Below are 13,398 nucleotides of genomic sequence, written 5' to 3' on the forward strand. Positions count from 1 at the left end.
CCCTACCTTCGTACACTAAAAATAATATACCTCAAGGCTGGCTTGCAGGCGTATACACATTTATCACACGAATATGAAGAAAATAGGAATATTATTCCTTCTGTTTCTTTGGATAGTTCTGCCTATGCAGGCTGTTTTGAAGGAGAAGGATCTTGCTCGCACCCTGGGAGTGCTGAAAGCAGAGTTGGAACGTACCTATGAAGAACAAAAGGTAAATATTCTGCGGTACGAGCAGATGAATCAGGCACAGCACGCCCAGTTGATACAATTCATGCAGCGGAGCGACCAGATAGCGCTTATGCTCTACTCGCAGAAGACGGACTTCACCTTCGACCTCGCTTATGCTTGTCAGGAAGCCACAGAACAATACAAGACACTTCGCGCCACTAATCTGCCTTACGATAAAATTAAAAGCCGCATTATGGAAGAGGTGGCACGTTACAACGGATTGATAAAATCGTTGGAAGAACTGCCTCCTGCCGTTGGCAAGAAAGAACAACCTCCCCACCCTGCCCATGCGGTAGATAGTCTGTTGCTTGCCATTCCCGATAGTTTGCGTCGGCAGGCTCAGGCGCAGAAAGAAGATGTACATCCTTTCCTGCTGGATGACCAGCAGAAGGCTGACCGCGAATTGTGCCTCACGTATGCCCGGACCATCCGCGACAATCTTATACATTTGCAAAATGCTATTCTGAAGGACAGTGAACATTACAACCAGGTATCCCAGAAATTGAAGGAACTGAACGATTACGCCATGACACGTTACGAAGCTCTGCAACAAAATATCTTTGTAAACGGTGGCAACAACTATATCACTATGATTCGTAAAATCCGCACCAACTATCTGCTGGCAAAGAAGGATGTAAGCGACAAATATCTGCCTCTGAAGTCCGGAGCTTCGGGAGCTTCCGAATGGCGCGGGCCGATTGTGTTCAGTGTCTCCATCTTCACCCTGTTCTATATCTTCATCGCCACCTTGCTGAGCAACATCATCCTGCGTTGGCTATTACCCAAACGACTGCGCTCCTCAGAGGCATTCAAGGCTAAACGTCCTTTGCTGATGCTGACAGTCGGCGTAGCTATCTTTGCAATATCTGTTATGATAGCAAAGGTTTCCGTGAAGCAGAATTTCGTCTTGATGGCTTGCGGACTGCTGATAAATTTCGCGTGGTTGCTGGCGGCTATCCTGCTTTCACTGCTGGTCCGTCTGAAAGGGCGGCAACTCAAAGGCGGGTTGAGGGTTTATGCCCCTTTCCTATGGATGGCATTTTTGGTGATTGCCTTCCGTATCATACTGATACCTAATAATGTGGTCAATCTGATTTATCCTCCGGTACTGTTGATGTTCACTTTGTGGCAATATATAGTGCTGAAGCGACGCAAGACACAGCTGCCCAACAGCGATATGGTTTACTCCGGCGTTTCATTGGCTGTGATGATTGCCGCCAGTGTGGTATCGTGGTGCGGTTACGTATTGTTGGCCGTCCAGATTATGATCTGGTGGATATTCCAGTTGGCAGCCATACAGACCATTACTTGTTGTTACGATTTGATGAAGATGTTCGAAGCGCATTACATGGTAAAGCAAATACTCGCCGTTCATGGCACGGCCGCCCGGAGCAAAGGGAGGCTGTATTGGCAAAACTCACTGCATGGAGGTGAATTCATCCATAAGACATGGCTCTATGATTTCATCAACCGGGCAATGATGCCCATACTCGCCGTTCTTTCCGTCCTGGCAAGCATCTATTGGGCTGCCGGCGTATTCGATATGACAGCCGTCTGCCGCGAAATTTTCTTCTATAATTTCGTCGATCAGAAAGGTGTCATTCAGCTTTCTCTCTTCAAGATCAGTTTGGTTACCGCTTGCTGGTTCTTTTTCCGGTATCTGAATTATGCGGCCGGAGCCTTCTACAAATTCTATAAGCGTAAGCAGACCAGAGAACAAAATTACAATCTGACGTTGGCACGTAATGTAATCGCCATTTCTGTGTGGGGAATTTATTTTATCTTCGCATTGGTATTGCTGCAAGTCCCCAAGAGCGGCATCTCATTGGTAACGGCAGGCCTGGCAACGGGTCTTGGTTTCGCCATGAAAGACTTGCTGGAGAACTTCTTCTATGGCATCTCACTGATGACCGGACGTGTCCGCGTAGGCGACTACATCGAATGTGACGGCATCTTGGGCAAAGTGGAGAGCATCACTTACCAAAGTACGCAAGTCGTTACCTGGGACGGCAGCATCATTGCCTTCCTGAATACTTCGCTTTTCAACAAGAATTTCAAGAATCTCACCCGTAATCATAGCTACGAGCTGGTAAAGGTACCGATTGGCGTGGCTTATGGAACTAAGGTAGAAGAAGTTCGTCGCTTGCTCATAGCTGCCATCGAACCGCTGACGGGTGTCAATGCAGAGGGAAAGCAGATTGTCAGTACCCGGCAAGGCGTCAAGGTAGTAATCAGTGATTTTGGAGACAATAGTGTTAATTTACTGATAACTTTCTGGGTATTGGTGGAAGAGAAAGTTGGTTTTGTCAGCCGTGTAAATGAGGTGATTTACAATACACTGAATGAGAATCATATTGAAATACCGTTCCCACAACAGGACATCTATATCCGGAAAGTGACAGAAACACCCCGGTAATGGATTGCAATAGCAAATAAATCAAGCCTAAATGATAAAAATGCCACCCAAGAAAACAGATTTCGGTTATCTGCGTAACCTGAACCGTCTTAGGCCCGAGATGCACCTTGCTTTGCATATGGCTGTACTTACCATTATTGATAAATATGGGACAGGAGTACTGCATCTGGAACCTCATATCGATATTTACCTGCTTGATATTGAGACAGAACGGATTGAGTTGCAGAACAGCGCCCCCGGAAAAATGGCGAAATATCGGACAGCCCGTTATTCCACAGACAGACAGTTCAGGTGCATGATACATGTTGTTTATATGTTCAATGCCTGTATGCCTTCTGAAGAATCGGATGCATTTATCATCGAACTCAAGGAATTCTTAAAAGAGCGGTTGAATATACGCTGCCGATACCGGAAATGCAAGAAACCCATAGAAGAAAAGAAATAATAAAATAGTACAAACCGCCTCTCCCTCAAAAAGGCAGCTACCAAGTCGATGTCAAGGTAGCTACCTCGACCACCACTTGGTAGCTACCTCGACACCCTAAAGGTAGCTACCTCGGCAAGGCCAAGTCAGCACCCCCTCTACAGATGCCTGTAGCGGTCTTTCGGGACAGCGGGCGATGATGAGCAAAATAGTAAACAAGGCGGCAACATAGGGAGGAGAAGATTCCATCATGAATCGCGACCCTGAATGTTGCGATATTGCTGCATAACGTCGTTTCTTATTTCCGTTTCCTCCTTTGTCAATGCGAACCCCATATATTTGCAGGTGTGGTCGTTACGCAGGATGCAAATGCACATTCGTTTATAAGTAGGAATCTCACGGAACTCCGGAATATCAATGTCATCCAAGTAATCCATCATGACCGGCTTTTTGGCCGTCTTATAGTTTGTATTGTCGGCCACGCGTATCGGGATATTGCGCTCTCTTAGTTTCTGTATCACCTCTTCGCTAAGGCAGCCTCCTTTGTTCTTCCAGAACCTGATACTGGTCTCCAGCTTTTTCTCATACTTCCGGCGGATCCGTTCCGGCAAAGTGGACAGCAGGAATTCCATGAACGACTTCCAGGTATATCCTTCGGGAAGGGTGATTTTTTGTCTCCCCATGGCCTGCGTGTTTCCGTAGATTCCACTGAAGTTCACTCCGTTCACTCTCCCAATCATCCGCCCCCACATAGCGGGGTCAATGACTTTGTATAGTGAAAGGCTCTCTATGGCCTCGCTGATGAAAGGACTTGCCACACGCTGGCGGTCAAGGCTTACGCCTGCCTGATAGTAGAGGTCGTACAAGCGGTTGTAATCCCATCCGAATTTTCCGTTTGCTACCCAGATGTCCGTAGTTTTCCAGTCGTAAATCGGATAGAAGTTATAAACGTCCTCATCAATCATCGTACTCCATTCATAATCCTTATAATGTCTGTTTGCACCCCTGTAGATGGTACGCCATCGGTTATAACTCTCTTGGGTGCGTATGCCTACCAAGCAGCATGTGCGTGTCGCCTGCTTTTGCTTGTGCAGCCAACGCGAGAATTCTGTCTGGAAATCATAATCCCACATCCGGCTGTTGTAGAAAGAAAAGTCATGCAGGGTCATCGCATCCTTCGGCATCGGACGCACCCAAGCCTCTTTCTTGCCCTCATCCCATGGACGCCAATAGTTCTGATACATTGATGTACAAGTGGTTACCCTGAAAGGTACGCATATCCTATATACATCAAGGATATCGCGGTTCTCGTTGAACGTACGTTCCACATAGTCTATTGTCATGCTGTATTGTATTTCGTAATCCATGTGAAACACGCCTAACCGAATCGGCAGATTATGCTTGCGGATATAGTCAATGCACAAGTTCAATAGCACGCCACTGTCTTTCCCGCCGGAAAAAGATATATAGATATGGTCAAATTCACGGAAGATAAATTCCAACCTCTTTTGCACTAATTCATAAACATTCTCTTCTCTTTGAGTACCCATAACCGTTTTCTATTATTCAATTAAATCATTCAGATGTGGGGCTATCCTGACATGAATACACATGTATTGGTCTATTTCATGGGATGTGTGAAAATCAGCCGTGCACCATTATTATAATCGGGATCCACCCAAATATCGCCACCCAGATGGCGTATTACCATTCTGCAAATAGTCAGCCCGAGCCCCGTCCCTTGTACGAAATCATCAACTTTCGTAAAGCGTTCAAAAATGCGTTCGTGCATACCCTGGGGAATACCACATCCGGTATCGGTTACGGAGAAAACCAGCATGCCATGCTCATCATCCTTCTCAACAGACAGTGTCACCCGTCCACCTTCGGAAGTGAACTTGAACGAGTTATACAATAGATTTTTCAAGATCTGTTGTAACCTTTGTGAGTCGGTATATACCATGCAGCTATCATATTCCGACTCAAACGAAACCATCAGCTGTTGTGCCGCAGGAGCCAGTCTCAAGGAATCCACAACCCCGCGGCCAAGTGCTATCACATCACAATCCTCCATATAAAAAGAAGGATGTTCCGACTCCAGACGGGCAACATCCAATACATCATCAACCAGACGTAACAGTGCGTCTGAATTCTTACGGATAATATTAACAAATTCTTGCTGTTCCTTATCTTCACCCGCATACATATCGACCAATACGCATGAAAAACCAACAATTGCATTTAATGGCGTGCGTATCTCGTGACTCATGTTTGCAACAAATGCACTTTTCATCTGGTTTGCATCCTCTGCCCGTTTTCTCGCCTCTTCCGCATTGTCTTTTGCGATACGCAACTCTGCCTCGGACTGCCGTAGTTTTGACTCGGAGGCTTGTAATAAGTGTTTGTCTTCCATCAGTTGACGGTTACTCTCCAGTAAATTGTTTTTCAGCTTCTTTGTCTTTATATAAAATGAAAATGAAACAATAGTGCCTAACAGCAAGGATATGACGACAAACAACAATATTTTCAACTCTATTGAATAGACTTCAAAGAAGCTTAGGGGACGATTTAAGAAATCCGAATGTTCCGGAAGTTCATTTGCACTAACTTTAAGCTCCTCCAATTTATTGTAATCGAAGAGATAATGCATCGGCAATACATAATACTCCGGTTTTACCTGATGTCCGGAGTGTATTATCTCATACGCTTTTTTCCCGACACGTCCTGCCAAGTCATCGTATAAAGGAACATAGCCGCCGACAGACCAATAGCCAATACTACTGGATGTAAGGCTGAAAGCCGGAACTGAGGGAACGACATGGGTAAACGCATAAACGGAATTATTAATATAAGCCATGTCATTGCTGTCAATGCGCCAGATGCCTACCAGGATGGCCGTGTTGGCAGGTATTTCCTTTAGGGTATCTACCGCTTGGTCAAGGGACAACTTGCGCCCGTCAATCATAGTAACTTCCAGTTCGGGAGATGCCTGCATATAATCATTGACCAATGCCCACTGGATAAGTCCGTTATAGGTATTGTCTGATAGAAAAGCTATATGATTGGTTTGGGGGTATAGACGTTTGATTAATTCTACCGTTTTGTCCATATCATATTGGTATGCATAGCAAGCTGCCACATTGGTACGCCTGCGCATCCTGTCAATCAAATCTATACTGTGTGGAGAAAAAGTTTTTAGGTCAATAGAGTCATTTGGAGGCAGCATGACTCCATGTCGTGAAGCGCGTGAACATATCACAGGCAAGTCCGTATGGTCTTTGGTTTCATATTCCTTACTCAGATAGGCAGTCCATGCCTCTCCGCCTAAAAGTAACATCAGTTTTGCTTGTGGATGTTTGCAGCGGATTTCATACAGCCGTTGGGGCCAGTAGAACATACCTTTCAGATTGAATACGTTCATATTTTCAACTACAACCGGCAATGTTCCTCCTAAGTTATTATAGGTTTCTATAAAATTGTTGATCCCGTCGTATATATATTTGGTATCTGACGTATAAGATGTTACAATCAGAATTTCTCCATCGACCGGATTACTTGTCCTTTCTGAAGATGAAGATGCTTTCAGTGTGTTTGAATAACAAAAAACTAAGAGTGCTACAAGCAATAATAGCCTAAGTTCTTTGGCATGTTTTTCCATTAAAATATGCAATTATATTGTCATGCAAATATAAGTCTTTTTTCGGTTATAAATATTATTTGTGAACAAAATGAGTGGGGGCTATTGGATGAACACATCCATTGGCCCCCACCCATCTTTAGCCTTGATTAAAAATCATCCTTGTCATCAAAGCAATATCCGGCCACACAAAAGCCATCCCGCAGCAGGAATGATAAAGTCCTTCCGGATACTCTTGCCTCAATGACTTTCTCACCTTGCCGGATGCCTGGTACATCATTTATTTCTTTGTACCGTTTTTTAAGGTCTATCTCGGAAAGCCCACGACTCTTCGGGATGAGGGTACATGTTGGTAATGGCTGGCTCATAAATGTCAAAGCCAACAAGGCTGATAAATTTCCGGCCAACAGTTGTTGTTTCATGTTAAAAGTGTTTGTTTGCTCGATGTTCCGAAGCTTGTTGCTAATGACAGAAGCGCAGAACACCTCTTTCCGTTTTACTGACTGCCAAGTCTGAATTCCTCAAAGTTATATCTAATTGTTTCAGATACTATCTTTGAAACGGTTGTTTCAGAATTGACTGTTTTGTACAACTTGTAGATAACGCTTCCATTCGGACAACCCTCTTTTGGTTGTTCGATAATAAAAACATTGTATCAGGTCAATAGTTGGTACAATTCGGGTAAATCTTGTACCTAAACGGGTATAATTTTTATTATAGGAAATTGCATCTCTACCACAGTAAAATAAGATATCTATTACGTATAGCATACTTAGCGGATGCTCTAACGGACATTCTAACAATAAAAGAGTATTTGCGGGAAATAAAAGTGTTTGTAAAATAGTTGTCCTGTTATCGGATTAATTTGCGGTTTTATTATTACCTTTGTCTTCTAATTAACTAGAAACTAATAATATATAACCTATGACAAAAGCGGATGTTATAAAAGAAATAGTCCAGAAAACGGGTATCGACCAAGAGGCGGTATCACAAGTTGTGGAAGCGATGATGAGTTCCATAAAGGAAGCAATGGCTGGTGGTGATGAAGTGTTCCTGCGTGGTTTCGGCAGTTTTATCATCAAACGTCGTGCGGAGAAAATGGGTAGAAATATATCTCAAAATACAAGTATGATCATTCCTGCCCATAATATTCCTGCTTTTAAACCGGCTGAATCTTTTGTGAAAATGATAAAATAGCTTTGTTTGTTAATAGCTTTAATAATTAGTAAGAATGCACCTCTGAGTCCGAACTTTTTAAGTGGAGATTCAGGGGTTACTTATGTTTCCGCTAATAGACGCTTCACCTTAACGGTTATAATCAATATTTAGTAAGATTATACTTTTCTCTAAGAAGAGTCTGTTCTTCTGCTGTCAATGAATTGAAATAACCCTTCCATCCTGGGCAAAAATTAATGTGCCAGCGCCAGAAACGTCCGGGCAACGACCTCGGCTTCTTTTCATACTTGGCTCTTAATGAGCAATTTTTACACTTCTGTTCCATAATAATGCATATTGGTTATATTTTTATTGCAGGATGTACTCATATTAAAATTGCTTGACGGTATGATTCATCCTGCCATCTTGGACAAAGATAGGTCTTTGGGGGATACGGTTTGCAAATAATGGCTCTTTTTTTAGAAGCTTTTCTACTTTAACTGCTTACATCTTCGATGCCTATATTTACAATCAGTTGGATAATATTGTACATATTGATGAGCTGCAATTTATTAGTACTTATTTTACCTAAATAGATACCTTCCAATATCAGCTAATCGCTATTTTTGCATTAGCTAAGACTGGTTAGTTCAAAAGTCTACAGATATGGTGGAATCATCTGCTATTGAGGGTATAGAGGCCCTTCTGTAAACTTGAGATTTTTCAGTTGGAAACGTCAGAATAAGAAGATAGTTTGTGACACGTTGATATTGCATTTAGCTTTACGATGCAGTGGCATTTTTATCTTCTGTATAATTTATTGAACAATAATCATAGTTAAGTAAGAGGCATTATAAGAAAGTAGAAATTATTGTTTAGTTAATAAATGGGGGAGTCCTAACCTCCATATATAAGATGGGTTAGTTGTGAAGCTTATCCACTTGATAAAGCAAATAAATAAAAAGTTTATTCTATTTATAGAGGCTTTTTTAATGTGCTGGTCGGAAGGATGAACTGTGACAGTCCGTCCTTTCGGAATTTTAAAGGTTTGATAATATAAAAACTCTATCTATATATAGGAAAAATGAGTCTGTGATCTCTTAGATTTGTATTCATATTTTATTGTTCTATCGTTTTGTGGTGTTATTTCTTATTTTTAGATAGAGTTCTTATACTGTGTGAAGTAGTTTCTCCTCAATGTATGAGGATAAAGAAAGGGACGGACTGTGATAGCCCGTTCCTTCTTACAATAATAAGAATAGTGTAGTCAGTCATATTAGCTTTAGGCATTTATCCTACAATAAATTAGGATAAGCTTCGTGCCAAAAGCTGGGAAGAAAGGTGGAATATTTATTGTTATTTTGCGTTAAAAATATTATTTTTGTAAATTAACTTAATTAGCGATATATAATATCACTAAACCAAATATCCTTATTTCTATATGAAAAAGATTATATATTTTTTAGGACTGCTGTTTCCTCTATTCTGCCATGCCCAGATTTACAAGTATATCGGAGTAGAGGAAGGCCTGAGCCACCGACGTGTATATGCCATAAGTAAGGATTCTAAAGGATATATGTGGTTTCTTACTCATAGTGGCATAGACCGCTATGACGGGAAGAATATCAAAACCTATCATTTGATGGATGGGAATGAAGAGTTGAGTTCACTGATCAATCTGAATTGGCTGCATTTGGACAATGAAGGTCGGTTGTGGGAAACCGGACGCAAAGGTCGCGTATATTGTTATGATATAAGAAGTGATATGTTTCGTCTGTTGTATAAGATTCCAGAAGAAAACACTTCTGTACCCATACTTGTCACTCATAGTTTCATTGACTTGAATGAGGTTATATGGTTATGCAATGACCGTTACATTTATCTGTACGACACCAATTCCCGAACTGTAGAAAGATTGGAAAACCGTTTGAATGAAAGTATAAAAGGCATTATACAGATAGCCCCCGACCGTTATTTTATAGGTACCGAGAAAGGGGTACACCATGCTCGATTGAGAAATCGGGAAATGACCCTCCTCCCCTGCGACAAACTCGACAACCTGAATATAGAGGTTAATAGCATGTATTTCGATAAAGTCTTACGTAAACTGTTCATTGGCACTTTCCAACAAGGAATATATATCTACGATATGAATACAAAAACCACTTTACGGGGAGCTCCGGGAATGGAAGAAATAAGTATTCTCCGTATATGTCCTTTTGAAGAAAACTCATTGTTGCTGGCTACGGAAGGTGCAGGTGTTTTCTGCATGAACAAGATTACTTATAAAGCTATCCCTTTTATTGTTTCCGGTCATAAGGATTATGCAGGTTTAAAAAGCAACACGGTTCCTGATATTTACATTGACCATGAAAAGCGTATCTGGATGGCAGATTTTCCTTTTGGTGTTACTTTATGTGACCGTCGTTACAGCAATTATAATTGGATGCGGAATATAGAAGATAATCCGCAATCCTTAGTGAACAATAAAGTGAATGTCATTATGGAAGACAGCCAAGAGGACCTGTGGTATGGAACCGGAGATGGGATCAGCTTATATTCCCGGCATACAGGAAAATGGCATACTTTTTTCTCTCCTATAACAAACCCTGCTGCTTACAAAAAGGATCAGATTTTTATAGCCTTATGTGAGGTGAAACCAGGCATCATCTGGGCGGCAGGATATGGTTCGGATATTCTACAGATAGACAAGCATAATCTATCTGTAAAATTATTGGATATTTCTGAAATGGAGTCAGACAAAGTACGCCCGGACAAATATATCTGCGAGATTATTAAAGACTCAAAAGGCAATATCTGGTCGGGCGGTTATTACAATCTGAAATGTTTTGATAGTACACTGCAGAATGTCAGGCTATATAGGGGATTGAATTTTATCACGGCATTGGCAGAGAAGGATGCACGACATATATGGGTAGGTACGGCAGTTGGCGTTTTCTTGCTGGACAAGCAGACCGGAAATTTCAAGGGACTTGAGCTACCTGTAAAAGCCAATTATGTCAATGCATTGAATCAAGATGCTGATGGCAAACTGTATATTGCCACTAATGGTTCCGGATTGTTGGTTTATGATAGTAAGGAAAACAAATTTAGCCATTACGATACAGCAAACAGTTCTTTGATATCAAATAATGTCTACAGCGTATTATTCAGCATGAATGACATTGTAATGATGAGTACCGAAAAAGGGCTTAGCGCCTTTATTCCCTCTAAACAGATATTTCACAACTGGACAAAAGACCAAGGACTTATGCCTAGTAATTTCAATCCGCAAGCAGGTGTTATAAGGAAGAACGGGAACTTGGTCTTCGGCAGTTCTAACGGAGCTGTGGAATTTAATCGAAAGATTAATATTCCGGAACGAAAAACGTCCCGTATGGTATTCCACGACTTAAGGATTCTTTATCAGAGTGTGAATCCCTCCACGGAGGAATCACCGCTTACCAATGATATAGACAGTATAAAGGTCTTGAGGCTAAAAAGTTCTCAGAACACGTTCTCGCTGGGTATATCTTCTATTAATTACGATTATCCCTCCAACATTCTTTATTCATGGAAGTTGGAAGGTTTTTATGATGAGTGGAGCCAGCCTGACCGTCAAGGCATTATTAGTTTTACCAATCTATATTCCGGTGACTATAAGTTGCGCGTCCGGGCGATTTCTAACGAAGACAGTGGATTGATACTCGAAGAACGTTCCATAGATATTATAATAGAAAAGCCGATATGGTTAAGCTGGTGGGCAGTCGGACTATATATACTGCTGTTCATATCCGGATGTGCAATAATCATGCATTTCTTGTCTTTAAAGAAACAGCGTAAGTTGTCTGAAGAAAAAGTACGTTTCTTTATCAATACGGCACATGATTTACGGACTCCTATCACACTGATCAAAGCTCCGCTGGAAGATATTGATTCCAAGGAATCATTAAGCCGGGACGCAAAACTGAACTTGCAAACGGCACTGAGAAATACTAATTCACTTTTCCGGATGACTACTAATCTCATCAACTTGGAAAGGATAAACATGTATGCTTCCGAGCTTTATGTAGCGGAATATGATTTAGATGCATTCATGGCAGAAACAATTGAGGCTTTCCGTGCCTATGCGGCTGTGAAAGAAGTGGAACTGCGGTATAAACGGAATCTCAAAGATCTGCATGTATGGTTTGACCGGGATAAAATGGACTCTATCTTGAAGAATCTTATATCAAATGCCATCAAATACACCCATGCCGGAGGAAGTGTCACTGTTTCGGTTGGGGAAACCATTCAGTCATGGACTGTAGAGGTGAGTGATACGGGTATTGGTATTCCGGGGAATGAGCAGCATAAATTGTTCCGTTACTTCTTCAGGGCTACTAATGCTGTCAATTCAAAACTTGTAGGAAGTGGCATCGGATTGATGCTGGTAAAAAAACTGGTAAATATGCATCAGGGATATATTAACTGGGAAAGTACGGAAGGAGTGGGCACTACGGTGCGGATAGGCTTCCCAAAAGGTAAAAGGCATCTCAAAAATGCAAACTTCGTTTCAAATGAAATTGGATCCAATATAGGTGCTGTTTCCGGTCAAGAAGAAACGTTCCCTCTTCCTGAGGAAGAAATGCTTCGAACCGACGAAGACCGTTACCGGTTACTGATAGTGGAAGATAATGATGAGTTGCGCCATTACTTGAAACGTACTCTCTCTGATCTTTATCAGGTGCAGACTTGCATCAATGGGAAAGAAGCATTATATATAATCAAAATTTATCAACCACACCTCATCTTATCTGATGTAATGATGCCGGAGATGGGAGGCAATGAACTGTGTTCGGCCATTAAAAGTGATATAGAAACTTCACACATTCCCGTACTATTACTTACCGCACTGAATGACGAAAAGAATATTCTGAAAGGACTTCAAACAGGGGCTGACGAATATATTACCAAACCTTTTAATCTGGAAATCCTGCGTACAATTATTGCTAACACACTGGCTGCCCGTGCTACTCTCAGAGCAAAATACGGGAGTCTTAGTGAGTTGGAAAAGGATGAATCCTTTGTGGAAATGACAGGTGAATTGGGCCCTCTGGATTGGAAGTTCATCAAAGAGGTCAATGCGGATATTGAGAAGAACTTGCAGGAGACGGAATATAATATAAATACATTAAGTGCCTCTTTATGTATGAGCCGTACCAGTTTTTATAATAAGATTAAAGCGCTAACAGGGCAGGCCCCTTCGGAATATGTCCGTCTGATACGTCTTAAACACGCGGCACGCATGTTAAAAGATGGAGTCTACAATATAACCGAAGTGGCCGAACGGACGGGATTCAACGACCCGAAATATTTCCGCGAGGTATTCAAGAAATACTACAAGGTTGCTCCAAGTCAATATGCCAGTGGAGAGTCGTCGGATACAGTGTAAGATTAGGCTTTGCTATTTATTCCTTACAGAAACTTCTACCTGGCTAGTTTAATATGTGGGTAAGTAGTTTTTATATAAATCCGCCTAAGGAAAGAAATCTTAAG

The 13,398-nt window shown here is 41.7% G+C and carries 7 protein-coding genes; 4 read left to right on the forward strand and 3 right to left on the reverse strand.

Annotated features, from left to right (window positions below):
• Window positions 1–73 precede the first annotated feature (73 nt).
• Both BN161_RS12610 and BN161_RS12615 read left to right on the forward strand, forming a co-directional pair.
• Window positions 74–2,644, forward strand: coding sequence for a mechanosensitive ion channel family protein (locus BN161_RS12610; RefSeq protein WP_044266677.1), 2,571 nt, complete (start codon window positions 74–76; stop codon window positions 2,642–2,644).
• Between the two features lie 31 nt (window positions 2,645–2,675).
• On the forward strand, window positions 2,676–3,089 hold the full coding sequence (locus tag BN161_RS12615; RefSeq protein ID WP_044266681.1) for a hypothetical protein: 414 nt from the start codon (window positions 2,676–2,678) through the stop codon (window positions 3,087–3,089).
• Between the two features lie 227 nt (window positions 3,090–3,316).
• Here the strand turns inward: BN161_RS12615 and BN161_RS12620 are convergent, their stop codons facing one another.
• The 3 genes from BN161_RS12620 to BN161_RS12630 all read right to left on the reverse strand — a co-directional run bounded on the left by BN161_RS12620 (window position 3,317) and on the right by BN161_RS12630 (window position 7,127).
• Window positions 3,317–4,618 carry a DUF3440 domain-containing protein gene (locus BN161_RS12620; protein WP_044266684.1) on the reverse strand — a complete coding sequence of 434 codons (1,302 nt, stop codon included), beginning with the start codon at window positions 4,616–4,618 and terminating at the stop codon, window positions 3,317–3,319.
• A gap of 71 nt (window positions 4,619–4,689) precedes the next feature.
• Window positions 4,690–6,726, reverse strand: a complete 2,037-nt coding sequence (locus BN161_RS12625; protein ID WP_074435137.1) for a sensor histidine kinase — start codon at window positions 6,724–6,726, stop codon at window positions 4,690–4,692.
• Window positions 6,727–6,854: 128 nt separating this feature from the next.
• A complete protein-coding gene (locus tag BN161_RS12630) occupies window positions 6,855–7,127 on the reverse strand; it encodes a hypothetical protein (RefSeq protein WP_044266686.1) in 273 nt (90 codons plus the stop codon).
• Window positions 7,128–7,629: 502 nt separating this feature from the next.
• Here BN161_RS12630 and BN161_RS12635 point away from each other — a divergent pair.
• Both BN161_RS12635 and BN161_RS12640 read left to right on the forward strand, forming a co-directional pair.
• Window positions 7,630–7,902 carry an HU family DNA-binding protein gene (locus BN161_RS12635; RefSeq protein WP_044266688.1) on the forward strand — a complete coding sequence of 91 codons (273 nt, stop codon included), beginning with the start codon at window positions 7,630–7,632 and terminating at the stop codon, window positions 7,900–7,902.
• A gap of 1,399 nt (window positions 7,903–9,301) precedes the next feature.
• A complete protein-coding gene (locus BN161_RS12640; RefSeq protein WP_044266691.1) occupies window positions 9,302–13,294 on the forward strand; it encodes a hybrid sensor histidine kinase/response regulator transcription factor in 3,993 nt (1,330 codons plus the stop codon).
• Window positions 13,295–13,398 lie beyond the last annotated feature (104 nt).

Origin of the sequence: Bacteroides timonensis (assembly GCF_000513195.1) — a bacterium.
Taxonomy (GTDB): domain Bacteria; phylum Bacteroidota; class Bacteroidia; order Bacteroidales; family Bacteroidaceae; genus Bacteroides; species Bacteroides timonensis.

Coding starts and splice junctions, on each gene's coding strand:
- BN161_RS12610 (WP_044266677.1), top strand. CDS start 74: ATGAAGAAAATAGGAATATTATTCCTTCTGTTTCTTTGGATAGTTCTG.
- BN161_RS12615 (WP_044266681.1), top strand. CDS start 2,676: ATGATAAAAATGCCACCCAAGAAAACAGATTTCGGTTATCTGCGTAAC.
- BN161_RS12630 (WP_044266686.1), bottom strand. CDS start 7,127: ATGAAACAACAACTGTTGGCCGGAAATTTATCAGCCTTGTTGGCTTTG.
- BN161_RS12640 (WP_044266691.1), top strand. CDS start 9,302: ATGAAAAAGATTATATATTTTTTAGGACTGCTGTTTCCTCTATTCTGC.
- BN161_RS12620 (WP_044266684.1), bottom strand. CDS start 4,618: ATGGGTACTCAAAGAGAAGAGAATGTTTATGAATTAGTGCAAAAGAGG.
- BN161_RS12635 (WP_044266688.1), top strand. CDS start 7,630: ATGACAAAAGCGGATGTTATAAAAGAAATAGTCCAGAAAACGGGTATC.
- BN161_RS12625 (WP_074435137.1), bottom strand. CDS start 6,726: ATGGAAAAACATGCCAAAGAACTTAGGCTATTATTGCTTGTAGCACTC.